The following is a 25,420-nucleotide window of genomic DNA, read 5'->3' on the forward strand; positions in this document are numbered from 1 at the left end:
CTGGTCAGGCGTGGCCGGGGGAGGCGCTGTACCACGCGGGGTCAATGCGCACGCTGGCCAGCGCCTGCCGCCACTTGGCGTTGTGATCGGCCCCGAATACGATGTTTTCGGTGGCCGGGGCCGCGATCCACGCATCATGGCGCAGCATTTCTTCCTCCAGCTGTCCCGCCTCCCAACTGGCATGTCCCATGGCCAGCAGCGCATGGGCGGGGCCATTGCCATCGGCTATGTCACGCAGCACGTCCAGACTGGCCGTAAGCGTGGTGGTGCGGTCCACCGGCAGGCTGCCATCGCCGCTCCAGTCCGATGTATGCAGCACGAAGCCACGCCCGTTATCCATCGGCCCGCCCGCGCACAGGTTGATGCGGCGGCGCGGGGGGACGGGGGCGATGCCAAGCTGTTCCAGCACGTCATCCAGTACGGGCTGGGACAGGCGACGGTTGACGACAAGGCCCATGGCCCCGTCCTCGGGCGTATGGGCGCACAGGTAGACGACACTGCGCGCGAAGGCGGGATCGGTCAGGGCAGGGGTAGCCACAAGCAGGTGACCCGTCAGGCTGCAGCCTGGAGTTGTCGCAAAGGAAGCCATACACCACCATAGAACCGGATTTGCCCTGCTTTGCAACCATTTCAGGCATTGCCCATGGCGTGATCGTTCTCAATGACGGATGCCCCGCGATATGCAAGGCTTGCCGTTCCATGCACGAAGGAGACCGACCATGAAGCAGACCGCACTGGTAACCGGGGCCACAGCCGGATTCGGCAAGGCGATTGCCCAGCGCCTTGTGCATGATGGCTACCGTGTCATCGCAACCGGCCGCAGGCGCGAACGCCTTGAGGCGCTGGCGGCGGAACTGGGGCCGGACCTGCTGCCCTTCCCGCTGGACATGGATGACGCGGCCGCAGTCACGGCCCTGCCGGGCAGCCTGCCGGAGGGATGGCGCGATGTGGACGTGCTGATCAACAATGCCGGGCTGGCGCTGGGCATGGAAAAGGCGCAGGACGCGGATATCGCCAACTGGCAGACCATGATTGCCACCAACGTGACCGGCATGGTCGAACTGACGCGCGTGCTGCTGCCCGGCATGGTGGCGCGCGATCGCGGGCATGTCGTGACCCTTGGCAGCACGGCTGGCGCCTATCCCTATGCCGGCGGCAACGTGTATGGCGCGACCAAGGCGTTTGTCAGCCAGTTCACGCGCAACCTGCGCTGTGACCTGCTGGGGCATAATGTGCGCGTGACGAACCTTGAACCCGGCCTGTGCGGGGGGAGTGAGTTCAGCCAGGTGCGCCTGCGTGACGATGCGAAGGCCGCGGCGGTGTACGCGGGCACAAAGCCGCTGCTCCCGGTGGACATTGCCGAAACGGTGGCCTGGGTCCTGTCGCTGCCGCGTCATGTCAATATCAACGAAATCGAGATGATGCCGGTCTGTCAGGCGGCGGGCGGCCTTGCGGTGGCGCGGGGGATGAAGGACTGATCATGGCCCGCAAGACCAGGAATATGAGCAACACGCTGGCGCGCCAGTTCCGTGTGCGCGACGGGCATGGTTTTTCCCTTGCAGCCTGCCCCACGCGGGCGGCGGAAGCCTGCGGGCTGGACAAGAAAACCGGCAAGCGGCTGCTGAAGGAACGCATCCGCCGCCTGTCGCAACTGCAGGCCGTGCTGTACGCCAATGGCACATGGTCCGTGCTGATTGTGTTGCAGGCGCTGGATGCGGGGGGCAAGGACGGCGTGATCAAGCATGTCATGTCCGGCATCAACCCGCAGGGTGTCAGTGTTACGTCGTTCAAGCAGCCCGGTCCGGTTGAACTGTCGCACGGATACCTGTGGCGCGAGCATCTGGCCGCGCCCGCGGCAGGCCGCATCGGTATTTTCAACCGCAGCCATTATGAGGAAGTGCTGGTCACCCGCGTGCATCCCGAACTGCTGGACCATGAATGCCTGCCGCCCTCCCTCCGTAAAAAGCCGACATTCTGGCAGGACCGTTACGAGGACATCATCCATTTCGAACAGTACATGGCGCGCCAGGGCACGGTTGTGCTGAAGTTCTTCCTGCACCTGTCCAAGGAGGAGCAGCGAAAGCGCTTCCTGCGCCGCATCGACCATCGTACCAAGAACTGGAAATTCTCGCCCGCCGACATCCACGAACGGCAGTACTGGGATGCGTACCAGAACGCGTACGAGGAAGCGATCCGGCGCACCGCCGGCCCCGATGCGCCGTGGTTTGTCGTGCCAGCCGACCAGAAATGGTTTGAACGGCTGGTGGTGATCGAGGCCATCATTGACGCGCTGGAAAAACTGCGCCTGAAAATGCCGGCATCCGATCCCGCCATGGAGGCGGAAATGGAAAAGGCCCGCAGGCAGCTTGAAGCGGAAGCCCCGCCGGCCCCCAATCACGCCGTTCATTGACCTGCGTGCCGACACCCCGCAAAAGATTGTGATCTTGTGTGAATGGAGAACAGTCATGGCGGCGACGCGCTGGCATATACGTGGGGTAATGGGGCTGGCGGCGGCCCTTGCGGTGCAGGGGGCGTTCATGGCGCCAGCCGAGGCGCGCCGCCATCACCACCACAGGCGGGAACAGGCCGGGGAAGAGTACCAGCAGTCCGGCAGCGAAAAGGACAATGCGCAGACACAGGCCATCGCCAGCCCCGTGCCGGAATCCTGTGATGACCGTAAATTCCTTGCCGATGTCGAGGCGGCGGAAGGCAGGCAGGGCGACCAGCCGGATCGGGTCGAGCATGTCTGTGGCCGCGTGATCGCGGTATCCGCGTCAAAACGGACACGCAGCGGCCTGCATGGTTATTTCTATGTCGATGTCGGCAATGGCGTGTCCATCCGCATCGTATCCGATCTGGACCGTATGTCAGCCCCCGCATGGCCGTGGGTGGCCAAGGGCGACCAGGCGGACGTGCTGGGCCGGTATTACTATGACAACGCCCGTAGCCAGGGCATTGACTGGACGCATCACGGCACCGGGCGCACCTGGCCGGTGGAAGGATACGTGACGGTCAACGGCAGGCGTTACCAGTAACAGGCTGTCGCAGGTCTGAAAGAAGTTTTTGGGTGCCGCCTTTTTTCAAAAAGGCGGCGTTCCTTGAAGCTTTTTGGAAAAAAGCTTTACCAAAAACTTCTGTTTTTTATCAATGACTTATTCAGCCGCGTGGGGCCAGCAGGATGATGGCGGCCCCGCCAATATCCCAGCGATCAGGTGGCAGCTTTTCCACCAGCCACGACCAGATCAGGCTGGCGGCAATATAGACCCCCCCATAAATGGCATAGGCCCGGCCCGCGTTATCGGCCGGGCTGAATGTCAGCAGCCACGCGAACAGCACCAGCGACAGGCAGCCCGGCACCAGCACCAGTGCCGGACGCCCCAGGCGCATCCACGCCCAGAAACAGAAACACCCGCAGATTTCCGCGAATGCGGCGGGAATATATATGGCGGCGGTCAGCATGGAGTCCTTTCGGGGGCGGGGAGTACAAAAAAACAGGGACCATTTCTGGTCCCTGTCATTTTCAGGCGATAGCCACAAGGGCCTTGTCAGTCGGCGGCTTCCTCTTCCCGCGTGCTGTCGCCTTCGTCCCCTTCGGTGGACGGGTTTTCCGCCTGCGAGATGTATTCGAAGTCCAGCGCGCCATCCTTGAGGGTGATCTTGGCGACGCCACCCTTGGTCAGCTTGCCGAACAGCAGTTCTTCCGCCAGCGGCTTCTTGATGTATTCCTGAATGACACGGCCCAGCGGGCGCGCGCCATACAGGCGGTCGTAACCACGTTCCGCCAGCCATTCGCGCGCGGCCGACGAGATTTCGATCATCACGTTACGGTCCGCAAGCTGGGCTTCCAGCTGGAAGATGAACTTCTCCACCACCCGGTCCACCACATGCGGCGACAGGTTGGCGAACGGGATGATCGCATCAAGCCGGTTGCGGAACTCCGGCGTGAACAGGCGCTTGATCGCATCCTCGTCCTCGCCTTCGCGCGACGTGCGGCCAAAGCCGATCGCCTCCTTGCTCAGGTCCGCGGCACCCGCGTTGGTGGTCATGATCAGGACCACGTTGCGGAAATCGACCGTCTTGCCGTTATGGTCGGTCAGCCTTCCGTGGTCCATCACCTGCAGCAGGACGTTGTACAGGTCCTGGTGCGCCTTCTCGATTTCATCCAGCAGCAGGACCGCATGCGGGTGCTGGTCGATGGCGTCGGTCAGCAGGCCACCCTGGTCAAAGCCGACATAGCCCGGCGGCGCGCCGATCAGGCGCGAGATCGAATGCCGTTCCATGTATTCCGACATGTCGAAACGGATCAGTTCAATCCCCAGCGTGCTGGCAAGCTGCTTGGCCACTTCCGTCTTGCCGACGCCCGTGGGGCCGGAGAACAAGTAGTTGCCAATCGGCTTTTCCGGGTCACGCAGTCCGGCGCGCGACAGCTTGATCGCGGCCGTCAGGGCCTCGATCGCCTTGTCCTGCCCGTAGACCATGCCCTTGAGGTCACGCTCCAGCGAACGCAGCGTTTCCTTGTCGTCGGACGAGACGCTCTTGGGCGGGATGCGCGCGATCTTGGCGACGATATCCTCCACATCCTTCAGCGTGACCGTCTTGCGGCGGCGGTTTTCGGGCACCAGCATGCGCGACGCGCCAACCTCGTCGATCACGTCGATGGCCTTGTCGGGCAGCTTGCGGTCGTGGATGTACTTGGCGGACAGTTCCACCGCACCCTTGATCGCATCATCGGTGTAACGCACCTTGTGGTGCTTTTCGTAATTGACCTTCAGGCCGCGCAGGATCTTGACCGCGTCATCGACCGAGGGTTCCGCCACATCGATCTTCTGGAACCGCCGCACCAGCGCGCGGTCCTTTTCAAAATGCTGGCGGTATTCCTTGTACGTGGTCGAACCCATGCAGCGCAGCGTGCCGGCGGCCAGGGCGGGCTTGAGCAGGTTGGACGCATCCATCGCCCCGCCCGATGTCGCCCCCGCGCCGATCACCGTATGGATTTCGTCAATGAACAGGATGGAGCCGGGATTGTTGTCCAGTTCGGTCACGACCGCCTTCAGCCGTTCCTCGAAATCGCCACGGTAGCGGGTGCCCGCCAGCAGCGCGCCCATGTCCAGCGAATAGATCGTGGAATTGAGCAGCACTTCGGGCACGTCGCCTTCGACAATGCGCTTGGCCAGCCCTTCGGCGATGGCGGTCTTGCCCACGCCGGGGTCGCCCACGTATAGCGGGTTGTTCTTGGTGCGGCGGCACAGGATCTGGATCGTGCGCTCGATTTCGGAGTCGCGGCCGATCAGCGGGTCAACCTTGCCTTCCTGCGCCTTCTCGTTGAGGTTGGTGCAGTAAGTGGACAGCGCATCCTGGCTTTTCTGCCCGGTCTTGCCCCGTTCCTCGCTTTCATTCCCTTCGGGCGCGCTGCCGGCGACGGGCCGGCGCGTGGAGCGGTCGGGTGCCTTGGCGATTCCGTGGGAGATGAAGTTGACTGCGTCCAACCGTGTCATGTCCTGCAACTGCAGGAAATAGACAGCGTGGCTTTCGCGTTCGGCAAACAGGGCGACCAGCACGTTCGCCCCCGTCACCTCGTCGCGGCCGGTGGACTGCACATGGATGGCGGCGCGCTGGATCACGCGCTGGAAGGCCGCGGTCGGCTTGGGGTCAACGGTACGGTCGGCGGCAAGCCCCGCGAGATCCTTGTCAAGGAAGTCGGTCAGGTCGGTGCGCAGCTTGGTCAGGTCAACCCCGCAGGCGCGGAACACCGTCACGGCATCCGGGTCATCGATCAGGGCGAGCAGGAGGTGTTCAAGCGTTGCGTATTCGTGCCGGCGGTCGCCGGCCAGTGTCAGCGCACGGTGAAGCGTCTGTTCAAGATTACGTGACAACATGCCGAGACGCTCCTTTTCCAAGAGGGGCCACCCAGGCCCCGGAGATCATAACCGGTAAGTCGGGACAATCCTCGCCCCGTTGCAGTGGAAATGCCAGCACAAAATGCCATGGAACGCGATCCGATCGCGACGGGGCCGGTAAGATGCGCTTGTCCGTAGGGGTCAGTCCTTCTCGATGGTGCATTGCAGCGGGTGCTGGTTCTGGCGCGCCAGGTCCATCACCTGTGTTACTTTGGTTTCCGCAACCTCATACGTAAAGACCCCGCACACGCCGACGCCACGTTTGTGAACGTGCAGCATGATGTCCGTCGCCTCCTCGCGGTTTTTCTGGAAAAAGCGTTCCAGCACATGCACCACGAATTCCATCGGGGTATAATCGTCGTTCAGCATCAGCACTTTGTACATTGCCGGCTTGCGGGTCTGCGGGCGGGTGCGGATGACGACGTCGATCATGCCGTCATCATTGCCGGGCGGGGAATCCTGCCCGCCGTTGCGGCGTGGCGGCGTGTTGCCACCATGTCCGTGCGGGTACGCACCGCCCATTTCGGGCGACGGCACGGGGCGGGGCAGGGAAGGGCGAGCAATAGCAGGCATGACAGGTACCATATTGGAACTTTGCCGTCAGTTGGAAGGGGTGGCGCGCCATGGACGCAAGGATTTTTTTTACACACCCGGCCCCGGGCCTTCCGGCCGCCACATTTGGCGGGCATGGAAATACGCTCTGGACGAATAGAAAACCTTTCTTTTAGAATGGTTGCAGCCAAGCAACCCATGAATGGATGGAGGGGCGGCGGGTAATGCCCGCGTGCTCGCAAGCCGTATGATTGTCATCGCGCGCGCAGGTTTCACCATTCCATGAGCCGTATCCCCATGACCCGTCTTTCCCGCCTGAAGGTTACCGCGACCGTCGGGCTGTGTGTCGGCCTTGGCGGCATGCAGGCCGCCCGTGCCCAGTATGTTGGGCAGGTCAGCGCCATCGTGCTGGACGCCCGCACGGGGACCGTCCTGTCGGAACAGGACCCGGACCTGCGGCGTTATCCCGCCAGCCTGACAAAACTTATGACGCTGTACCTGGCTTTCAAGGCCGTGCGCACGGGTCAGGTCACGCTGGACCAGCCCATGCCGGTGTCGGTCCATGCCGCGTCCATGGAACCGTCCAAGCTGGGGCTGCGGCCCGGCAGCACCCTGACGGTGGAACAGGCGGTGCTGGCGCTGGTCACCAAATCCGCCAACGACGCCGCCTGCGCGCTGGGTGAATTCCTGGGTGGCGGGGATGAAACCCGCTTCGCCGCGATGATGACGCGTGAGGCGGGCCGGCTGGGCATGTACGACACCGTGTTCCGCAATGCGTCCGGCCTGCCGAATCCGGAACAGATGACATCGGCGCGCGACCTTGCCGTGCTGGCGCGTCACCTGATCGTGGATTACGGCGAGTACTACCATTATTTCGCGGTGCCCGGATTCTATTTCCATGGGCATGAAGTGCCCAACCATGACCCGATGCTGGGCGCCTATCCCGGTGCCGACGGGCTGAAGACCGGCTACACCGCCGTGGCGGGCCATAACCTCGTCACCTCCGCCGTGCGCGATAACGTGCGCCTGATCGGCGTGGTGATGGGGGCGAAATCCAATAACCGCCGCAACGCCACCATGGCGGCCCTGCTGGATAACGGGTTCGAGGCAAAGGGTGTCGCCCCTGTCGCCCCCGTTGCCCGTCCTGCAATGCGTCCGCTGCTGCTGGCGCGTGCCGGCGGGGGGGGCGTGGCGGGGCGGCATGGCGCGCACGGCGTGCGCCTGGCTTCCATGCGGCTCAACCCCGTGCAGCCTGACGAAGTGGCCGATGCCTCCGCGATTCCCGCGTCCTATACCCGCCTTCGCCGGGGGCATGGCACGGTCACGCATATCCATCCCGCCGTCGTGCATGCCCGTGTGCATCTGGTGGGCATGGGGCATGTCGCCCATGCCACGCATGCCCATGCGAAGGCGCGAAGCTGACAGCGCGTTCCGGGCGCTGTATAGAAGGCATCACATCATCCATCCGGCGCGGCTGGCATGCGGGCCGGGCGTGTTCCTGTTGTCCCTTTCATGACTGCGGGCGGGTGGTCATGTGACGAACACAGGAAAGGATAACGCCATGGAAGGCGATATGCGCGGCGGCGGGGTGCAGATCCACTCCCCCGAGGATTTTGCCGGAATGCGTGCCGCAGGCCAGCTTGCCGCACGGACGCTGGACATGATCACGCCGCATGTGCGCGCCGGGGTCACCACGGGCGCGCTGGACAGGCTGATCCATGATTTCATGATCGCCAATGGCGCGGTGCCGGCGACGCTGGGTTACCGCGGGTACCCGGCCTCCAGCTGCATCTCGATCAACCATGTCGTCTGCCATGGTATTCCCGGTGATCGGGAACTGAAGGATGGTGACATCTTGAATATCGATGTGACCGTTATCCTGGATGGCTGGTTTGGCGATACCAGCCGCATGTACACGGTCGGCAAGGTACCCATCAAGGCGCAGAAGCTGATCGAGGCGACGTACGAATCCCTCATGCTGTCCATTGACGCGGTGCGTCCGGGTGCGACGCTGGGTGATATCGGGCATGTCATCCAGACCTATGCCGAAGCGCGCCGTTTTTCGGTCGTGCAGGATTTCTGTGGCCATGGAATCGGGCGCACCTTCCACGCCCCGCCAAACGTGCTGCATTACGGCCGCCCGGGCGAGGGGCTGGTCCTGCGGCCGGGCATGTTCTTCACCATCGAGCCGATGCTGAACGCCGGGCGTCCGGATGTGAAGATACTGGAAGACGGATGGACCGCCGTCACGCGCGACCGTTCCCTGTCGGCCCAGTTCGAGCATATGCTGGGCGTGACCGAGGACGGGTGCGAGGTCTTTACCCTGTCGCCCGCTGGCTATACCTGCCCGCCCTATCCGGTTGCGTGAAAGGTCCTTTGGGAACAGGTTCTTGATAAGGATATAAAGTTTACGGGTGCCGCCTTTTTTACAAAAGGTGGCGTTCTTCCGAAGTTTTTTTGAAAAAAGCTTCAAAAGTTTCACCAGAAACTTTTTTATGATTGCAGGAGATGTCGCGGAGGCTGGTTTTTCAGTCAGCCCCCGCAGATTGGTTCCCATTGTGACATGCAAGGGAATGGAAACCAGCAACGGAGCCAACATGCCTTTTTCCCGTAATCTGCGGTACGGCGCGGTCCTTCTTGCCTGCCTTGTGACCGGCATGCCGGATGCCGGACGGGCCGCGGTTGCCGATCCGCTGGCCTTTGAAACCACCCGGACGGGACAGGCCGTGGGCCTTGCCCCCATGCCGGGGCAGCATGCGATGGTAGTCAGCGCGCAGGACCTTGCCGCCCACGTGGGGACGGACATCCTGGCGCGCGGCGGCAATGCGGTGGATGCCGCCGTTGCCGTGGGGTACGCCATGGCCGTGGTCTATCCGGCGGCGGGGAATATCGGCGGTGGCGGCTTCATGACCCTGCGCACGCCGGACGGGCATGTCACCTTTGTCGATTTCCGTGAACACGCACCGGATGCCGCGACCCCCACCATGTACCAGGATGCGTCGGGCCACGTCATCGCGGGGGCGTCCACCGCCGGCTGGCGGGCCGTGGCGGTGCCGGGCACCGTGGCGGGGATGGAGGCGGTGCATGGCCGCTGGGGCAGGCTGCCGCGTGCCGATGTCATGGCGCCAGCCATCGCCCTCGCGCGTGACGGGTTCATCCTGAAGCCGGGCGATGTTGCCCTGCTGCATACCGCGACCGCGGCCTTTGCGAAGGATCCGTACGCGCGCGCGATCTTCCTGCATCCCGATGGCACGCCGCTGGAAGCGGGTGAGCGGCTGGTGCAGGCCGATCTGGCCCGGACGCTGGAACGGATCGCGCGTGATGGCGCGCGGGCGTTCTATGATGGCCCGATTGCAAGGGAAATCGTCAAAAGCAGCCAGAAGGGCGGCGGTATCCTGTCGCGCAGCGATTTCACCCGTTACCACACGCGCATGATGGCCCCGCTGTCGTGCGACTATCGCGGCTATCATATCGACACCGCCCCGCCACCCAGTGGTGGCGGCGTCGCATTGTGCGAAATGCTCAACATCCTGTCGGGCTACGACATGCATGCCCTTGGTCTGCATACGGCAGCCAGCGTGCAGCGCGAGGTCGAGGCCATGCGCCATGCCTATGCCGACCGGCAGGACCTGGGCGACCCGGCTTTCGTGACCAACCCGGTCGCCCACCTGACCGACCCGGCCTATGCGCGGCAGGTGCGTCAGTACCTGCCGCTCAACCACGCCGTGCCCTCCGCCAGTCTGCGTCCGGGTGAAGCAGGGGGCGAGAAGGAAGAGACCACCCACTATTCCATCGCGGATCAGGACGGCACCGCCGTTGCCGTGACCTATACCCTGAACGGCTGGTTCGGGGCCGGGGTCGTGGCGGGCCGGACCGGCATCGTGATGAATGACGAGATGGATGATTTTTCCAGCCGTCCGGGTGAACCCAACATGTTCGGCATCGTCGGCAGCACCGCCAATGCCATCGCACCGGGCAAGACGCCGCTTTCATCCATGGCGCCCACCATTGTCACACGCGACGGGCAGCCGGTCATGGTACTGGGCAGCCCCGGTGGTTCGCGCATTCCCACCATCATCCTGTCGGTGCTGACCGGCATGGTGGATTACGGGCTGGATGTGCAGCAGGCGGTTGACCTGCCGCGCATTCATGAACAGTGGCAGCCTGACGTGGTGCAGGTGGAACACGGCGCGCTGTCGCCCGCCGTGGCGCGCACCCTGACGCGGGAGGGATACCATATCGAGGAACACGCCCCATGGGGGCTGGCCGAAAGCATCCTGTCCGGTGGGCCGCGCATCGGGAAGGCCGGGCAGGCGCGTTATTATGGCGGGGCGGACATGCGCCACCAGTCGGGTGCCGCCGTCGGCGAATAAGGGGACGGGGCGCGATTTTTTCCAACGCCCCCTTGTGCATGGGGCGGGTGTATGTGTTAGAACCCGCTCGGGAGATCGGTTGTAGACGGATACCTTGCTAACCTGGTCAGGTCCGGAAGGAAGCAGCCGTAGTGAGTTTCGTCCGGGTTATGGCCGGTCTTCCACCCGAAAGTTTCCGTGTCGCGATGGCGCATCAGGCGCACGCGCCACTTCTCCAGCCCGGATGCATCAATGACCGTCCCGTCGGATCAGGATCGTTCCGAGGAGGCCGGGCTGCCTGCACCGCCCGCAGACGGCCCCGGACTTTTTGGTGACGCAGGGCCACCGCCCGCACCCGTAACACCGGATGCAGCCCCTGCGGCGCCCTATCGGGTACTGGCCCGCAAATACCGCCCCACGACCTTTGATGACCTGATCGGACAGGAAACGACCGTCCGTATCCTGCGCAATGCCTTCGCGCTGGGCCGGGTCGCGCATGCATTCATGCTGACCGGCGTGCGGGGGGTGGGCAAGACCACCACGGCGCGGATCATCGCCCGCGCCCTGAACTGCACCGGGCCGGATGGCAAGGGCGGCCCCACGGCCGACCCGTGTGGCGTCTGCCCCAACTGCGTCGCCATCCTGGCGGACCGCCACCCCGACGTGCTGGAAATGGACGCAGCCTCGCGCACCGGCGTCGATGACGTGCGCGAAATCATCGAGGCCACCCGATTCCGTCCCATGCAGGGGCGCATGAAGGTCTTCATCATCGATGAGGTGCACATGCTCTCGCGCAATGCGTTCAACGCATTGCTCAAGACGCTGGAGGAACCACCCGCGCAGGTCACCTTCATTTTCGCCACCACCGAACTGCGCAAGGTGCCGGTCACCGTCCTGTCGCGCTGCCAGACATTTGCCCTGCGCCGGGTGCCGCAGGTGGAACTGGCCGCGCATTTCGACCGGGTGGCGCAGGCCGAACATGTCCGCTTTTCCCCCGATGCCCTGTCGCTGATCGCACGCGCGGCCGACGGGTCGGTGCGTGACGGGCTGTCGCTGCTGGACCAGGCCATTGCCCAGGGCACGCTGGATGGCGAAGGCGGCACGGATGCGGCCCCCATCGGGGTGGATCTTGTCGCCGGCATGCTGGGGCTGGCGGATCGCGGGCTGGTGTTCGACCTGCTGGATGCGGTGCTGGAGGGCAGGCCCGACCGGGCGCTGGCCATCACGGCGGATGTCTATGTGCGTGGCGGCGATCTGGGTGTGATGCTCGGCGATGTGCTGGAACTGGTGCATACCGTGTCGCGCATCAAGGCGATTCCGGCGCTGCGCAATAATCCCGAACTGCCCGAAGCCGAGCGCGAGCGGGGCGCGGCCCTGGCCGAGCGCGTGCCCGTGCCGGTGCTGGGGCGGACATGGCAGATGCTGCTCAAGGGCCTGTCGGAAGTCGAACAGGCCCCGGATCGCAGGCAGGCGGCCGAAATGGTGCTGATCCGCCTGTGTTACGTGGCCGACCTGCCGCCGCCGGGCGACCTTGTGCGCAGGATGCTGGGACAGGATGCGCAGGCCGCCCCCCTGCGCGTGTCGGAACCGGCGGGGGATGGTGGTGGTGCGGCCACGCCAGCCGCCCCCGCGCCGCCCACCACCAGCGGGAACCCGAATGGTGGCGGTGGGGTCCGCATGGTGGCCAATGGCGGCATGCGGGTTGAAACCACGCCGCAACCGGCGCCCCGCACCGGAAAGGTGGCGGAAACCGCGCCCATGCCGGACCCCGTCGCCCCGCCGCGCACGTGGCGCGAGGCGGTGGCGTTCGTATCAGGCCGTGACGCCATGCTGCATGGCCACCTGCGCCATGCGACGCATCTGGTATCCTTTGCCCCGCCGCTGATCGAGATACGGATCGAGCGCAACAGCCTGCCCGGCCTTGCCCGGCGGCTGGAAACCGTGCTGCGCGAAGGCACCGGCGACCCCGCATGGCAGGTGCGCCTGTCGGAAGAGGAAGGGGAGGCGACCCTGGCCGAGCAGGGGGCCGAGATCATCCAGCTGCACCGGGCGGCGGCGCAGGCGCACCCGCTGGTGCAGGCGGCGATGCAGGTTTTCCCGACCGCCCGCCTGGGTGAGGTCACGGACCACGCGCTGGATGACTATGGCCTGCCACCCGAAGAAATGGCGGCCGGAAATCTGGCCCCGGATCTCGAATTCGCGCCTCTTGATGCCGATCTGGTAGAAGAGGACGATCTGGATTCAGATGATTTTGCCTGAGGAGAGCAACTGGACATGAAAAATCTTGCCGGCCTGATGAAGCAGGCCACACAGATGCAGGCCCGCATGGAAGAAATGCAGGCCAAGCTGGAAGACATGACGATCGAAGGCAGCGCGGGCGCTGGCATGGTGACCATCACCATGAACGGCAAGGGCGACATGAAGGCGATCCGCATCGACCCCAAGCTGGCTGACCCGGCCGAGATGGAAATGCTGCAGGACCTGATCCTTGCGGCCAGCGCCGATGCGCGCAAGAAGCTGGATGCGACGGCCAGTGAGGAAATGAAGAAGGTCACCGGCGGCCTGAGCCTGCCGGGCGGGATGAAATTCCCGTTCTGATCCGTCATACCGGGGGACATGCATGAGCGGCAGGGGCGAAATCGACCGGCTGGTGACCCTGTTGGGCCGCCTGCCGGGGCTGGGGCCGCGTTCGGCCCGGCGCGCGGCCCTTGCCCTGCTGCGCCAGCCCCATGCACGGATGCTGCCCCTGGCCGAAGCGATGGAACAGGCCGCGCGCGCGGTGCGCACCTGTTCGACCTGTGGCAACCTCGACACGACCGACCCGTGCGGCATCTGCGCCGATCCCGCGCGTGATGACGGACTGGTCTGCGTGGTGGAAAACGTGGGCGACCTGTGGGCGCTGGAACGCGCGGGCGTGCATCGTGGCGTGTACCAGGTTCTGGGCGGCACGCTGTCCGCCCTGTCGGGCATGGGGCCGGATGACCTGAACGTGCAGCCCCTGTTCGATCGCATCGCCGCAGGGGGCGTGCGCGAGGTCATCCTTGCGCTGGGCACCACGGTGGAAGGGGCGACCACCATGCACTGGCTGCATGAACGCCTCGCCCGCTTTGATGTGCAGGTCAGCCGCGTGGGGCAGGGCGTGCCGGTGGGCGGCGCGCTGGACGTACTGGATGACGGGACGCTGGCCGCCGCCATCATGGCGCGCAGGCCCGCGTGAGCGATCCATTCCCATGGCCCGTGCCCACCGCCATCCCGCGCGTGGCGCTGGTGACGGGGGGCGCAGCCCGGCTTGGCCGCGCTATTGCGCTGGAACTGGCGCGCGCGGGTTTCGATATTGCCATCCATTACAACGAATCCGCTGATGCGGCCGAACGGACAGCGGCGGAAATCCGCGCCCTTGGCCGCGGGGCGGCGGTCTTTCAGGCCAACCTGTCACATGAGGCATCGGTTTCCCCCCTGCTGCCCGCCGTCACGCACGCGCTGGGGCCGGTGGGCGTGCTGGTCAACAATGCCAGCACATTCCACCGTGATGAATGGGATGACGCGACACGGGCGGGGTGGGACGGGCATATGGAATCCAATACCCGCGCGCCCTTCGTGCTGATGCAGGAATTCGCCCGCCTGCTGCCCCCCGGCGCGGAAGGCATGGTGCTGAACATGCTCGATGAGCGCGTATGGTCGCTGACCCCGCATTTTGTCAGTTATACCGTGTCCAAGGCCGCGCTGTGGACGCTGACGCAGACCATGGCGCTGGCGCTGGCGTCGCGTCGTATCCGGGTCAACGCCATCGGTCCCGGCCCGGTGCTGCCCACGCCACGGCAGACGGCGGCGCATTTCGCCCGGCAATGTGCCTCCGTCCCGCTGGGGCATGGGGCGACGCCGGATGAAATCGCACGCGCGGCGCTGTCGCTGCTGTGCCTGCCGTCCGTGACCGGGCAGATGCTGGCCCTTGACGGGGGGCAGCACATGCAGTGGTCGCCCGCCCCGCGCCCGGCCTGACCATTTCAACCGACTGGATCGATCATGTCCCTGCTGCCGCCATGGAATGAATCGCAGCCGCTGCGCTGCCTGTTCGTGCGCAATATGGTGCTGGACGCCCATATCGGCGTGTTCGCGCATGAACAGGGCGTGACCCAGCGCATCCGCGTCAACGTGGCCTTTGGCGTGCCGGACAGTGCGACACTGGACGTGGGGCCGGACGATCTGGGCCGCACGGTATCATATGAACGTGTGGTGCTGCTGGTGCGCGAACTGGTGGCGCAGGGGCATGTGGCACTTGTGGAAACGCTGGCCGAACGAATCGCGGCGGGCGTACTGGCGGACAGGCGTGTGCGCATTACACGTGTCCGCGTGGAAAAGCTGGATATCTTTGACGACGCCGAATCGGTCGGGGTCGAGATCGAACGCCGCAACCCGGACGCCTGAATGCAAAAACGGCCCGGGACAGCACGTTCCGGGCCGGGGCAGGTCAGTTGTCGTGGTCGTCCTTGTCGGTCTTCACGTCGATGTTGGCGCTGCTGATATCGTCGTCATCATCGTCATCAAGGCCCGCGTCATCCGGCAGCACCGCATCATCGGCATCCGCATCGGCATCCAGATCGACGTCGACATCATTTTCCAGCGCGTCATCCGCCGTCTTGGGCTTGGATTCGGGGGCAGCTTCCACCGGGCGACGGACGCGGGGCAGTTCCACGGGCTGTTCAGCGCCGCATTTGGGGCAGACGGCCGGATTCTTGTTCAGATCGTAGAAACGGGCGCTGCAGGAGACACAGACACGTTTGGTGCCGAGGTTGGACTGAGCCATCTTGAACCTGTCGATCCTGTTTTGATTATGAATGAAGCCACGGTATCCGGAAGTGGCAAAAGGCGCAGCCCCATGCCAGTTTGTAGGCGTAATGTCAAACACCGGGGCATGCGCCGGTGGGGCGATCATGCCGATCTGCGATTGACTTTGCCACCCGGAATACGGAATTGGATGACGTATGAAAACCGATCACGTCCAATCTTCCGTCCGCGCGCTGACGGTCCAGGCCCCGCGCGCGCCCCTTTCCGGTTCGCTTCAGGTACCGGGTGACAAATCGATCAGCCACCGTTCGCTGATGTTCGCGGCCCTTGCCCGTGGCACGACCCACATCACCGGCCTGCTGGAAGGCGAGGACGTGCTGCGCACCGCCGACGCCATGCGCGCGCTGGGCGCGGAGATCACCCGTACGGGGATCGGGAACTGGACGGTGCGGGGCTGCGGGCTGGACGGGCTGCACGAACCGGCGGACGTGCTGGACATGGGCAATTCGGGCACGGCGGCGCGCCTGCTGTCGGGCATCCTGGCAAGCCATGGCCTTACCGCCATCATGACGGGGGACGCCAGCCTGCGCAGCCGCCCGATGAGGCGGGTGATGGACCCGCTGGCGGCCACGGGTGCGGTGTTCCTGTCGCGTCAGGGCGGCCGCCTGCCGCTGGCCATACAGGGCAACGCCAACCCGCCCCCGCTGTCCTATCGCCTGCCGGTGGCGTCGGCGCAGGTGAAGTCGGCCGTGCTGCTGGCGGGACTGAACGCCGTGGGCGAAACCCGGGTGGAAGAACCCGTGGCCACCCGTGACCATACCGAAAACATGCTGCGCCATTTCGGCGCCACCGTGCGCGTCGAACCCATGGGGGCCGGTGGCCGGGTCATTACCCTGCAGGGGCGGCCCGAACTGGTGGCGCGCGACATCGTGGTGCCGGGCGATCCGTCATCGGCGGCGTTCATTCTGGCGGCGGCCCTGCTGGTGCCGGGATCGAAGGTCAGCGTGCGCGGCGTGGGGCTGAACCCGCTGCGCACCGGGCTGTTCACGTCGCTCAGGGAAATGGGCGCGGACCTGGTCATCAGCAATGAACGCGTGGAAGGGGGCGAGCCTGTGGGCGACATCACCGCCACCGCGGGCGCCCTGCATGGCGTGGACGTGCCCGCCACCCGCGCGCCGTCCATGATTGACGAATATCCCATCCTTGCGGTGGTCGCGGCCCACGCCACGGGGCAGTCGCGCTTTCGCGGGCTGGAGGAACTGCGTGTGAAGGAAAGCGACCGCCTGTCCGCCACCGTCGCCATGCTGGAAGCCGGTGGCGTGAAGGTCGAGGTCGTGGGCGATGACATGATCGTGCATGGCACGGGTGGGGCGATTCCCGGTGGCGGCCTGGTCCAGACCCGCATGGACCACCGCCTGGCCATGAGCGCGGTCGTGATGGGCCTTGCGGCGGGGCAGCCGGTCCGCGTTGATGATACCGCGTTCATCGATACCAGCTTCCCCGGTTTCATCACGCTCATGGACAGCATCGGCGCCGGGCTTGCGGCATGACCCGGCGGCTGGTCATAGCCGTTGACGGCCCCGCGGCCGCGGGCAAGGGCACGCTGGCGAAGCGGCTGGCGCAGGCGCTTGGCCTGCCCTACCTTGATACGGGGCTGCTGTACCGCGCCACGGGGCGGCGCATGATCGACGCGGGGCATGACCCGGCGCGGGGACCGGCGGAGGAATTCGCCGCCAGTGTCGGGCTGGAGGACCTCAGCCGCACCGACCTGCGCGTGCCCGAGGTCGATCGCGCGGCCAGCCTTGTCGCGGCCCAGCCCGCCGTGCGCCGCGTGCTGGTTGACGTGCAGCGCCGTTTTGCGGGCGAGCATGGCGCGGTGCTGGACGGGCGCGATATCGGGACGGTCATCTTCCCCGATGCCCCGGTCAAGCTGTTCATTACCGCCTCGCCACGCACGCGGGCCACGCGGCGGTGGGAACAGCTTGCGACCGATCCCGACGCACCTGACCGCGAGGACCAGATTACCCGGGTCGAGCGTGAGATCGAAGCCCGTGACATGGCCGATTCAAGCCGCGCCGTCGCCCCCCTGCGCGCCGCAGGCGATGCCGTGCGCATCGAGACCGATGGCCTGAGCGCCGACGAAGTGCTGGCCGAAGCCCTGCGGATCGTGGCGCGCATGATGCGCTAGGGCGATTTTGTGTGGGAACCTCCTCCCCTCTTGCGGGTTTTTATTGACATACGCCGCCCATAGGGTGTCTGTGCACAACAGTATATGCCCCACGCGCCCGCGTGGCGCGGGGTATGGCGTCAATTTTGGCCGTCAGGCGGGCCGCGACCGTGTCGTGGCGTATCCGCCGGGCAAGCCGTTCCCATTGTCCCGCGTATGTGCGGGCAGGCGGGGGCGCAGGATTGTCCCTATCTGCCCGATGGGTGGAACAGGGTTACAGGATTTACGAGTAGCTCATGGCTTCAGCCACAACACAGCCCGTCGCCGACCATAAGGGTGGCGAGGACTTTGCCGCCCTTCTTGAGGAAACCCTTGGTCGCGATTCCGCGTTTGACGGTTCCGTTGTCACTGGCCGCGTCGTTCGCCTGACGGATGAATACGCGATCGTCGATGTCGGCCTGAAAAGCGAAGGGCGCGTCGCCCTGAAGGAATTCGGTCCGCCGGGCGTTACCCCCGATGTCAAGCCGGGTGACGTCATCGAACTGTTTGTCGAGCGGTACGAAGACCGTGACGGGTCCATCGTCCTGTCGCGCGAAAAGGCCCGCCGCGAGGAAGCCTGGTCGAACCTGGAAAAGGCGTTCGAGAACAACCAGCGCGTCAACGGCACCATCTATGGTCGCGTCAAGGGTGGCTTCACCGTTGACCTGGGCGGCGCGATGGCGTTCCTGCCCGGCAGCCAGGTGGACATCCGCCCCGTGCGCGACGTGACCCCGCTGATGGGCGTGCCCCAGCCGTTCCAGATCCTGAAGATGGATCGCGCACGCGGCAACATCGTCGTCTCGCGTCGCGCGGTTCTGGAAGAGACCCGTGCGGAACAGCGCAGCGAACTGATCCAGGGCCTGAAGGAAGGCATGATCCTTGACGGCGTGGTCAAGAACATCACCGATTACGGTGCGTTCGTGGACCTGGGCGGCGTCGATGGCCTGCTGCATGTGACCGATATCGCATGGAAGCGCATCAACCACCCGTCCGAGGCGCTGCAGATCGGCCAGCCGGTCCGCGTGCAGGTCATCCGCTTCAACCCCGATACGCAGCGTATCTCGCTGGGCATGAAGCAGCTTGAAGCTGACCCGTGGGAAAACGTGGCGATCAAGTACCCGCCGGGTGCCCGCTACACCGGTCGCGTCACGAACATCACCGATTACGGTGCATTCGTGGAGCTGGAGCCGGGCGTCGAGGGTCTGGTGCACGTGTCCGAAATGTCCTGGACGAAGAAGAACGTCCATCCGGGCAAGATCGTCGCCACTTCGCAGGAAGTCGATGTGATGGTCCTGGATGTGGACAGCGCGAAGCGCCGCATCTCGCTGGGCCTGAAGCAGGTGCAGCGCAACCCGTGGGAGCAGTTCGCCGAGGAACACAAGGTTGGTTCCGTGGTGGAAGGCGAGATCCGCAACATTACCGAGTTCGGCCTGTTCATCGGCCTGTCCGCGGATATCGACGGCATGGTTCACATGTCCGACCTGTCCTGGGACGAGCCGGGCGAAGTCGCCATGAGCCACTACGAAAAGGGCCAGGTCGTGAAGGCCAAGGTTCTGGACGTGGACGTGGAGAAGGAGCGCATCTCGCTCGGTATCAAGCAGCTGCATGAAGATCCGGCCGCTGATACCCTGAGCAAGGTGCAGAAGGGCGCCGTCGTGACCTGCATCGTGACCGCTGTTCAGTCGAATGGCATTGAGGTGAAGGTTGACGACGTTCTGACCGGCTTCATCCGCCGTGCGGAACTGGCCCGCGACAAGGCCGACCAGCGTCCGGAGCGTTTCGCCGTTGGCGAGCGCGTCGATGCGAAGGTTGTCTCGGTTGACCGCGCGGCCCGCAAGCTGGCCCTGACCATCCGCGGCCGTGAGGTCGAGGAAGACAAGCAGGCGATTTCCGACTACGGTTCGTCCGATAGCGGGGCTTCGCTGGGTGACATTCTGGGTGCCGCGATCCGTCGCCGTAACGCCGAGAACTGATCCCGGCCGCATAACCCCCAGGCTGTTCAGGCAGCCCGGGTTATGCGCCAGAAAGGGGGACGATGCAGCGATGCATCGTCCTTTTTTTATGGGTTATGGGACAACGTTGGGTTGTGGAGGCCCGGCTCATACTGTGATCATGGAGTCTCTGACCGTATGATGCGGTCAGATATGGGGATAGCCATAACCATCCAGTACGAAAGCATTTTCAATGGCTCTGTTTGCAGGATAGGTAAGTTTGGCCATTCATGTAGTTGTGAGTGGAATGCACCATTCAGTAGCCTGAATATTGGTAGGTGTATCCCATAACTTATTTGCAGATATTATTTTTCATCGTTGATATTAATGACAAAGTATTGATCTTCTTTGTATAGAGAGAACCTGATGTCGGAATAATCGGGTTTTCTTCCAGCAATGCTTTCTTTTGCAGAAGCTTGTTCGGTTGCGCTTGGGGGATTATATCCTGCTCCGAATTTGGGCAGGACCCAATATCCCCACCCTGCGCTGTCTCCAAGCATGGTAGGCATCAGATTGGCTAATGTACGGTTCGATTTAATTGCGGCAATACTGGCAGGAGATATGGGTTCATTGCCTATCATGACAATCTTGTCATTTTTCTTATACCCATTTTCCAAAAGTTTACTGAAAATTTCATTTGCCAGAATGTCACGATAAGCATTCTGCGCGGTAAGTGCATTTCCATATGCATAACAGGTTGAAATTGTTGAAAATAGATTCAATGCAATAAAAGCGCTACCGATAAATTTTAAATTAGAATGAAATGAAAGATAAAATAAAAACATAACAAGGGGAGGGAATCCAAGCAGGACGCGATAAGATACAACGGGGTTATTTAAAAGAAGACATAACCCTGGTGTAAAAAATAAGAAAAAAACAAGGCTGCAAAAAATCATGATCTTTTTACTTATATTAAAATTTCCATCATTGTTTTTAGACAAAAATATAGAAAATATGAACATCGCAATTATAGAAAACATATAAGGTTTCGGAACGGTAAGTAAGAGATGAAGGAACATTTTTATGTTCTGGACAAGAGTATGAAAGAAATTTTCATCTATAATTATAAAGGAGCTATGTTGTTTGCTGTAATTTTTAAAATTTATAAATGGCAAAACAGAAATTTTATATATTGCAAAAGAAAATGCCGCCAAGGATAGATCTTTAATGAAATTTATTGATGAATTCTTGAATGATTTATTGTCTAATATTGATAATATATAAAATAAAAAGCACAAAGAAATATAAAAATCCATAGAAGCTTGATATGTGGATAGAATGGCAGTGAGAATAAGCAACCTGATTGCATAATGTGTGATTGTTTTTTCTCTATATGACAATGCTGCAATCGTAGCCATAAGCTGCGCTATGGCCATGGTCCAGCAATCAAACCGGAAAGATAGGTTGTTTAGGAAAAAAGGATTGATTAAGATAGGTAAAGATATAATAACTTTTTTAATTAGGCTTTCTTTGTAAAATACATTTCTGCATATAATCATGCCACTAAGGGCCAGAATAGGTAAAGAAAGCAAAATGGGAAGGGGAAATATATCAACGCCACGGTTGGAATAAGTTAATAAAAACATAAAAAAGTTAGCTAATGGTCGACCATCTTTTTCCCACCCATAATAATCCCCAAAAGATCGTCTATAGTCATCTACGTAATAAACATTGCTTACGATAAAAGGTAAAATATAGAAAAATCCACTCAACATTAAATATATGAATAAGGTTTTTTCTTTTTTGTTTATATTTATCATACATCACCGCATTGTATTTATTGTAAAAAATATTTATAACATGGAATTGTTTCCTTTTCCATATTGAGCTTCCTGCCCGGATCATAAGCTTTCGATGCGTGACATAATTTCCCTTGTTGTTCCTTTCTATAATGAAGGCAAAGGCGTCCTTCATTTTTTTCGGACAATCATTCCGATTTTGGAGGGTATTCCAGATACCGGATGGGAATTCGTCTGTGTGGATGATGGCAGTACAGATGATACGCTCGCCTGTCTGCTCACTTGTGCCAGAGAGGACGACCGTTTCCTGATTGTGGAACTGTCCCGGAATTTCGGAAAGGAAGCAGCCATGACCGCCGGGCTGGATGCCGCCACCGGCGCAGCCATGGTCGTGATTGACGCTGATCTGCAGGATCCACCCGAACTCATCCCGACCATGGTGGAGAAATGGCGCGAGGGCGCGGAAGTGGTTGTCGGCCGCCGTGTCGATCGGTCTTCCGATACCGCAGCCAAGCGCATTACGGCATCATGGTTCTATTCCCTGTATAACCGACTCGCCAAAATCAGGGTACCTGAGAACGTTGGCGATTTCCGTCTGATGGACTGCTGCGTGGTTGATGCGCTTAAAAGCCTGCCTGAACGGCAACGCTTTATGAAGGGACTTTTCGCATGGGTCGGTTTTCGTACGGTCACGATTGACTATGTGCGTGCCGCGCGTGCTGTCGGAACCAGCAAGTTTTCAGGCCTGGCATTGTGGAATTTTGCGTTGGAAGGCTTAACAAGTTTCTCTACCCTTCCCATCCGTATCTGGACATATGTCGGGTGCGTGGGGGGGCTTTTGACCTTGCTCTACGGGTTATTCATCGTCGTCAGGACGGTAATTTTTGGTAATCCTGTTCCTGGTTATGCCTCGATATTTTTTGCCGTTACATTTCTTGGCAGTATCCAGATTATCAGTATTGGAATGCTGGGAGAATATATCGGCAGGATTTATATGGAAACGAAAGGCAGACCAATTTATATAATAAGAAAAAAATCTCGATTTAATTAATTTATTTCGGAATACATGAATTGTTCGGGTAATCCATTATGCGGGATAGAGTGCCTGCCTTATATGGTCATCAGGGCGCCGTCACCGGCCCCTTGATGATTTCCGCCAGGTCGTCGGGGCGGATCCACTTACGGAATGCATCGCGTATGGCGGTGGCATCCAGCGTGTAATAGGCCTGTGCCGCGATATCGTTCTGGTTCAGCGGCAGGCCCAGGTCACTGAAATGCAGGTAGCCTGCCGCAATGGTGTCCAGACTAGCGGATTGCAGGGCCAGGCCGCGCAGCATGCCCGCGCGCGCCATGGCCAGTTCATCTTCGCTGACGGGCTGCGCCTGCATGGCCTTGATGTCATGGATAGCCGAATCGCGCGCTGCGGCGACCTTGTCGGGGTCCGCGCCAAAGGAAATGCTGTAGGCGCTGCGGTGGCGTTTCCATGTCAGGTGGCTGCGCACGGTATAGACGTACCCACTACGCACCCGCAGGTCGCGGTACAGGCGGGATGAAAAGCCCGAGCCGAGGATTTCGTTGCCAAGGTTGAGCGCGAAGTGTTCCGGGTTGGCGACATTCAGCGACAGGCTTTCGGGCAGGGAGACGGTGGCCTGCGTGCTGGACGGGTCGGGCACCTTCATCACGCTGGTACGGCTGTCGGGGCGTGGGGGCAGGTCAACCACGGGCGTTGGCCCGCTGGCGCGCCATGCGCCAAACGTGCGCGATATCGCGCGGTAGGCGGCGGCGGGCGTGATATCGCCGGTGATGACAATGGTGGTCAGGTCTGGCCTGTAGGCCGATTTCCAGAATGCGCGGCAGTCCGCCAGCGTCAGCTTCATCACCTCATCCGGCTGCGCCTGCCGCAGGGACGGGTCGCCCGCGGGTGACACCGCGCCCTGCATCGCGCGCTGGAACAGGTATTGCGGCGAATGCAGCAGGCCAGCCAGGGAGGCCGCCGTATTGGCGCGCACCACCCTGAATGCCTGTTCGGGCAGGGCAGGGTGCAGTTCGTTTTCCGCCAGCAGTTCCAGCCCCCGGTCAAAATCGGGCGTCAGCACGTTCAGGCTGAAATCGGCCCCGGCGCTTTCGCTGGCGGCAATGTCGTCAAAGGCTTTCTGTAGCCCGACCCGGTCATGCGTCGTGCTGCCATAGCTGAACAACTCATTCGTAATATCGGCAATGCCTTCCTGGCCCGGCGGTTCCTGCATGTCCTCGTTCTGGCGGATGGTGCCATACAGGTTGATGGTATGGCTGACGGAAGCCGGGCGCACGATCAGGTGCAGGCCATTGGGCAGGGTGTACTGCGCGGGTTGGGCCGACGCCCCGGGCGGTCGCAGCGCCAGCAGGCTGTCACTGGCCCAGTGGGGCAGGGTTACGGGATGGTCGGGTGTGCTGGCGAAGGATTCCGCGCCGCCAAATCCCTTGTCGGCTACCGGGTGGCCGCCATCGCGCGGGGTCAGGATTGCGATGATGGACTGCTGCGGGTCCAGCACGTCGTGCGCCAGGCGATTGACATCTTCCGGTGTGACGGCGGCAAAGGCTGCGGCTTCATCATCGGGGGATTGCAGGCCCATTACGGCCTGTGCTTCCGACCAGCTTTCCGCAAGGCCCGAAATGCTGTTGGCGGCAAAGCCAAGCTGCGCCAGTTCCTTGCGCCTGGCCGCATCGACCAGATCGGACGGTACGCCGTTTTCCCGCAACGCCCGCAGGATGTCCTGCATGCGCGCCTGAAGCGGGGCGGGGTTGCCCCCCTTGGGGAAGGCCGCGATGGCGATGCCGATCCCGGCATCCGCCTTGGTCACGAAATCGAAGCTGGACAGCAGCGCGCGCCCCTGTGGCACAAGGTCATATAACGCACCGCGCTGGCTGGCCAGCACATCGGACAGGATGCGCGCGGTGGCATAGTCATGGCTGTTCTGTCCCGGCATGCGGCTGGCGATGGCGACAAGGCCCACGGGGTAGTCGGTCGGGAACTGCAGGGTCTGGGCCTGCACGGGGCCGGGGTGGATCTGCGGGCGCGCGGGCAGCCTGCGCGCCGGGATCGGGCCAAAGGTTTCGCGCACCATCGCCAGTGTGCGGGCGACATCCACATCACCCGTTATGACCAGGATGGCGTTGTTGGGCGCATACCACTGCCGGTAGAACCGGCGCAGCAGGGCCGTATCCGTCCTGTCAAAGGACGGGCGGCTGCCCAGCGCGTCGTGTTCGTAAGGCGTGCCGGCAAACAGGATGGACTGCAGGCGCGCCAGATAGACATAGCCGGGGCTGGACAGGTCGCGTGAGACTTCCTGCTCGATCGCGCCGCGTTCATGCGCCCAGTCCCCGGCCGCCAGCGTCAGGCCCTGCATGCGCATGGCTTCGATACGCAGCAGCACATCAAGGTTGTCCGCGGACGCGGTATAGAAGAACTGTGTTATGTTTTCCGTCGTATCCGCGTTGTAATCGCCGCCCAGCCGCGCGCCGATGGCGGCCATCTGGTCACGGTCCAGCCCCTTGCTGCCACGGAACATCATGTGTTCCAATGCATGCGCCGTGCCGGGAAAACCCGCGGGCGCCGCAGCCGACCCCACCAGGTAGTTGATTTCGGTGCTGACAACCGGGGCCAGGCGGTCGGGCACGATCACCACGCGCAACCCGTTGGGCAGCGTGGCCTGTAGCGGCGCTTCAGGCCGGGCAACAGCGGCAACCGGCGCAGCCGCACGGGCTGCGGGCGGTACAAGGCAACTGCCACATAGCAGGAGGGAGAGGCATAATGTTTTGGAAAACAGGCGTGCTATCATGTCCCCAGATTACGCTGTTTTGGCCATGGCGGCCAGTTCATGCGGCCCCTAGCTGCCATAACGGCCTGTTATAAAGGATT

22 protein-coding genes and 1 other RNA gene are annotated in these 25,420 nt (G+C 62.2%); 16 read left to right on the top strand and 7 right to left on the bottom strand.

The window, feature by feature from the left end; all coding sequences use genetic code 11:
* Positions 1-4: 4 nt before the first annotated feature.
* Entirely contained in the window at positions 5-589 is a 585-nt protein-coding gene (locus CFR76_RS00265) for a YqgE/AlgH family protein (RefSeq protein WP_110555317.1), read from the bottom strand.
* 130 nt (positions 590-719) lie between these two features.
* Here CFR76_RS00265 and CFR76_RS00270 point away from each other — a divergent pair, with 130 nt between their 5' ends.
* Genes CFR76_RS00270 through CFR76_RS00280 form a run of 3 tightly spaced genes read left to right on the top strand, consistent with a single transcriptional unit; the run spans position 720 to position 3,035 of the window.
* Entirely contained in the window at positions 720-1,478 is a 759-nt protein-coding gene (locus CFR76_RS00270) for an SDR family NAD(P)-dependent oxidoreductase (RefSeq protein ID WP_110555318.1), read from the top strand.
* Positions 1,479-1,480: 2 nt separating this feature from the next.
* Positions 1,481-2,410, top strand: coding sequence for a polyphosphate kinase 2 family protein (locus tag CFR76_RS00275; RefSeq protein ID WP_110555319.1), 930 nt, complete (start codon positions 1,481-1,483; stop codon positions 2,408-2,410).
* 55 nt (positions 2,411-2,465) lie between these two features.
* Positions 2,466-3,035, top strand: a complete 570-nt coding sequence (locus tag CFR76_RS00280; RefSeq protein ID WP_110555320.1) for a DUF3465 domain-containing protein — start codon at positions 2,466-2,468, stop codon at positions 3,033-3,035.
* 121 nt (positions 3,036-3,156) lie between these two features.
* On the opposite strand, the gene CFR76_RS00285 is transcribed toward CFR76_RS00280, so the two are convergent.
* The 3 genes from CFR76_RS00285 to clpS form a co-directional block, all read right to left on the bottom strand.
* Complete coding sequence (locus CFR76_RS00285; RefSeq protein WP_110555321.1) at positions 3,157-3,459, bottom strand: YnfA family protein; 303 nt, start codon at positions 3,457-3,459, stop codon at positions 3,157-3,159.
* Between the two features lie 86 nt (positions 3,460-3,545).
* Positions 3,546-5,876, bottom strand: coding sequence for an ATP-dependent Clp protease ATP-binding subunit ClpA (gene clpA, locus CFR76_RS00290; RefSeq protein WP_110555322.1), 2,331 nt, complete (start codon positions 5,874-5,876; stop codon positions 3,546-3,548).
* 162 nt (positions 5,877-6,038) lie between these two features.
* On the bottom strand, positions 6,039-6,419 hold the full coding sequence (clpS, locus tag CFR76_RS00295) for an ATP-dependent Clp protease adapter ClpS (protein ID WP_038508861.1): 381 nt from the start codon (positions 6,417-6,419) through the stop codon (positions 6,039-6,041).
* A 312-nt stretch (positions 6,420-6,731) separates the two neighbouring features.
* Here clpS and CFR76_RS00300 point away from each other — a divergent pair, with 312 nt between their 5' ends.
* The 9 genes from CFR76_RS00300 (at position 6,732) to folB (ending at position 15,226) form a co-directional block, all read left to right on the top strand.
* The gene (locus tag CFR76_RS00300) at positions 6,732-7,871 is read left to right on the top strand and encodes a D-alanyl-D-alanine carboxypeptidase family protein (protein WP_110555323.1); all 1,140 of its coding nucleotides are present in this window, start codon (positions 6,732-6,734) and stop codon (positions 7,869-7,871) included.
* A gap of 139 nt (positions 7,872-8,010) precedes the next feature.
* Positions 8,011-8,817, top strand: coding sequence for a type I methionyl aminopeptidase (gene map, locus CFR76_RS00305; protein WP_110555324.1), 807 nt, complete (start codon positions 8,011-8,013; stop codon positions 8,815-8,817).
* Between the two features lie 229 nt (positions 8,818-9,046).
* Complete coding sequence (gene ggt, locus CFR76_RS00310) at positions 9,047-10,822, top strand: gamma-glutamyltransferase (RefSeq protein ID WP_110555533.1); 1,776 nt, start codon at positions 9,047-9,049, stop codon at positions 10,820-10,822.
* A gap of 70 nt (positions 10,823-10,892) precedes the next feature.
* An RNA gene (ffs, locus tag CFR76_RS00315) (signal recognition particle sRNA small type) lies at positions 10,893-10,987 on the top strand.
* Between the two features lie 66 nt (positions 10,988-11,053).
* Entirely contained in the window at positions 11,054-13,060 is a 2,007-nt protein-coding gene (locus CFR76_RS00320) for a DNA polymerase III subunit gamma/tau (protein WP_110555325.1), read from the top strand.
* Between the two features lie 15 nt (positions 13,061-13,075).
* On the top strand, positions 13,076-13,399 hold the full coding sequence (locus tag CFR76_RS00325) for a YbaB/EbfC family nucleoid-associated protein (RefSeq protein ID WP_010506817.1): 324 nt from the start codon (positions 13,076-13,078) through the stop codon (positions 13,397-13,399).
* A gap of 22 nt (positions 13,400-13,421) precedes the next feature.
* Positions 13,422-14,018 carry a recombination mediator RecR gene (gene recR / locus CFR76_RS00330; protein ID WP_010513139.1) on the top strand — a complete coding sequence of 199 codons (597 nt, stop codon included), beginning with the start codon at positions 13,422-13,424 and terminating at the stop codon, positions 14,016-14,018.
* On the top strand, positions 14,015-14,800 hold the full coding sequence (locus CFR76_RS00335) for an SDR family oxidoreductase (RefSeq protein ID WP_110555326.1): 786 nt from the start codon (positions 14,015-14,017) through the stop codon (positions 14,798-14,800). The genes recR and CFR76_RS00335 overlap by 4 nt, the downstream gene beginning before the upstream one ends.
* A 24-nt stretch (positions 14,801-14,824) precedes the next feature.
* The gene (folB, locus tag CFR76_RS00340; RefSeq protein WP_110555327.1) at positions 14,825-15,226 is read left to right on the top strand and encodes a dihydroneopterin aldolase; all 402 of its coding nucleotides are present in this window, start codon (positions 14,825-14,827) and stop codon (positions 15,224-15,226) included.
* Positions 15,227-15,269: 43 nt separating this feature from the next.
* Here the strand turns inward: folB and CFR76_RS00345 are convergent, their stop codons facing one another.
* Positions 15,270-15,605, bottom strand: coding sequence for a TIGR02300 family protein (locus tag CFR76_RS00345; protein ID WP_208623903.1), 336 nt, complete (start codon positions 15,603-15,605; stop codon positions 15,270-15,272).
* 178 nt (positions 15,606-15,783) lie between these two features.
* Here CFR76_RS00345 and aroA point away from each other — a divergent pair, with 178 nt between their 5' ends.
* The 3 genes from aroA (at position 15,784) to rpsA (ending at position 19,765) form a co-directional block, all read left to right on the top strand.
* Positions 15,784-17,136, top strand: a complete 1,353-nt coding sequence (aroA, locus tag CFR76_RS00350) for a 3-phosphoshikimate 1-carboxyvinyltransferase (RefSeq protein ID WP_110555329.1) — start codon at positions 15,784-15,786, stop codon at positions 17,134-17,136.
* Positions 17,133-17,774 carry a (d)CMP kinase gene (locus CFR76_RS00355; RefSeq protein WP_110555330.1) on the top strand — a complete coding sequence of 214 codons (642 nt, stop codon included), beginning with the start codon at positions 17,133-17,135 and terminating at the stop codon, positions 17,772-17,774. The genes aroA and CFR76_RS00355 overlap by 4 nt, the downstream gene beginning before the upstream one ends.
* A 275-nt stretch (positions 17,775-18,049) precedes the next feature.
* Positions 18,050-19,765: a 30S ribosomal protein S1 gene (gene rpsA / locus CFR76_RS00360; RefSeq protein ID WP_110555331.1), complete on the top strand. Its 1,716-nt coding sequence runs from the start codon at positions 18,050-18,052 to the stop codon at positions 19,763-19,765.
* A gap of 323 nt (positions 19,766-20,088) precedes the next feature.
* Here the strand turns inward: rpsA and CFR76_RS00365 are convergent, their stop codons facing one another.
* On the bottom strand, positions 20,089-21,543 hold the full coding sequence (locus CFR76_RS00365) for a glucosyltransferase domain-containing protein (RefSeq protein WP_110555332.1): 1,455 nt from the start codon (positions 21,541-21,543) through the stop codon (positions 20,089-20,091).
* A 94-nt stretch (positions 21,544-21,637) separates the two neighbouring features.
* On the opposite strand from CFR76_RS00365, the gene CFR76_RS00370 reads away from it, so the two are divergent.
* Positions 21,638-22,573 (top strand): glycosyltransferase family 2 protein, encoded by a 936-nt coding sequence (locus CFR76_RS00370; protein ID WP_110555333.1) that lies wholly within the window; start codon positions 21,638-21,640, stop codon positions 22,571-22,573.
* A 70-nt stretch (positions 22,574-22,643) separates the two neighbouring features.
* Here the strand turns inward: CFR76_RS00370 and CFR76_RS00375 are convergent, their stop codons facing one another.
* Positions 22,644-25,340 (bottom strand): M16 family metallopeptidase, encoded by a 2,697-nt coding sequence (locus CFR76_RS00375; protein WP_244191705.1) that lies wholly within the window; start codon positions 25,338-25,340, stop codon positions 22,644-22,646.
* Positions 25,341-25,420: the final 80 nt, after the last annotated feature.

Origin of the sequence: Komagataeibacter swingsii (genome assembly GCF_003207895.1) — a bacterium.
GTDB classification, from domain to species: domain Bacteria; phylum Pseudomonadota; class Alphaproteobacteria; order Acetobacterales; family Acetobacteraceae; genus Komagataeibacter; species Komagataeibacter swingsii.

Excerpts from the sequence above, each read along its gene's own strand:
- CFR76_RS00265 (WP_110555317.1), bottom strand. The coding sequence starts at position 589 with ATGGCTTCCTTTGCGACAACTCCAGGCTGCAGCCTGACGGGTCACCTG.
- CFR76_RS00270 (WP_110555318.1), top strand. The coding sequence starts at position 720 with ATGAAGCAGACCGCACTGGTAACCGGGGCCACAGCCGGATTCGGCAAG.
- CFR76_RS00275 (WP_110555319.1), top strand. The coding sequence starts at position 1,481 with ATGGCCCGCAAGACCAGGAATATGAGCAACACGCTGGCGCGCCAGTTC.
- CFR76_RS00280 (WP_110555320.1), top strand. The coding sequence starts at position 2,466 with ATGGCGGCGACGCGCTGGCATATACGTGGGGTAATGGGGCTGGCGGCG.
- CFR76_RS00285 (WP_110555321.1), bottom strand. The coding sequence starts at position 3,459 with ATGCTGACCGCCGCCATATATATTCCCGCCGCATTCGCGGAAATCTGC.
- clpA (WP_110555322.1), bottom strand. The coding sequence starts at position 5,876 with ATGTTGTCACGTAATCTTGAACAGACGCTTCACCGTGCGCTGACACTG.
- clpS (WP_038508861.1), bottom strand. The coding sequence starts at position 6,419 with ATGGGCGGTGCGTACCCGCACGGACATGGTGGCAACACGCCGCCACGC.
- CFR76_RS00300 (WP_110555323.1), top strand. The coding sequence starts at position 6,732 with ATGAGCCGTATCCCCATGACCCGTCTTTCCCGCCTGAAGGTTACCGCG.
- map (WP_110555324.1), top strand. The coding sequence starts at position 8,011 with ATGGAAGGCGATATGCGCGGCGGCGGGGTGCAGATCCACTCCCCCGAG.
- ggt (WP_110555533.1), top strand. The coding sequence starts at position 9,047 with ATGCCTTTTTCCCGTAATCTGCGGTACGGCGCGGTCCTTCTTGCCTGC.
- CFR76_RS00320 (WP_110555325.1), top strand. The coding sequence starts at position 11,054 with ATGACCGTCCCGTCGGATCAGGATCGTTCCGAGGAGGCCGGGCTGCCT.
- CFR76_RS00325 (WP_010506817.1), top strand. The coding sequence starts at position 13,076 with ATGAAAAATCTTGCCGGCCTGATGAAGCAGGCCACACAGATGCAGGCC.
- recR (WP_010513139.1), top strand. The coding sequence starts at position 13,422 with ATGAGCGGCAGGGGCGAAATCGACCGGCTGGTGACCCTGTTGGGCCGC.
- folB (WP_110555327.1), top strand. The coding sequence starts at position 14,825 with ATGTCCCTGCTGCCGCCATGGAATGAATCGCAGCCGCTGCGCTGCCTG.
- CFR76_RS00345 (WP_208623903.1), bottom strand. The coding sequence starts at position 15,605 with ATGGCTCAGTCCAACCTCGGCACCAAACGTGTCTGTGTCTCCTGCAGC.
- aroA (WP_110555329.1), top strand. The coding sequence starts at position 15,784 with ATGAAAACCGATCACGTCCAATCTTCCGTCCGCGCGCTGACGGTCCAG.
- CFR76_RS00355 (WP_110555330.1), top strand. The coding sequence starts at position 17,133 with ATGACCCGGCGGCTGGTCATAGCCGTTGACGGCCCCGCGGCCGCGGGC.
- rpsA (WP_110555331.1), top strand. The coding sequence starts at position 18,050 with ATGGCTTCAGCCACAACACAGCCCGTCGCCGACCATAAGGGTGGCGAG.
- CFR76_RS00365 (WP_110555332.1), bottom strand. The coding sequence starts at position 21,543 with ATGATAAATATAAACAAAAAAGAAAAAACCTTATTCATATATTTAATG.
- CFR76_RS00370 (WP_110555333.1), top strand. The coding sequence starts at position 21,638 with ATGCGTGACATAATTTCCCTTGTTGTTCCTTTCTATAATGAAGGCAAA.
- CFR76_RS00375 (WP_244191705.1), bottom strand. The coding sequence starts at position 25,340 with ATGATAGCACGCCTGTTTTCCAAAACATTATGCCTCTCCCTCCTGCTA.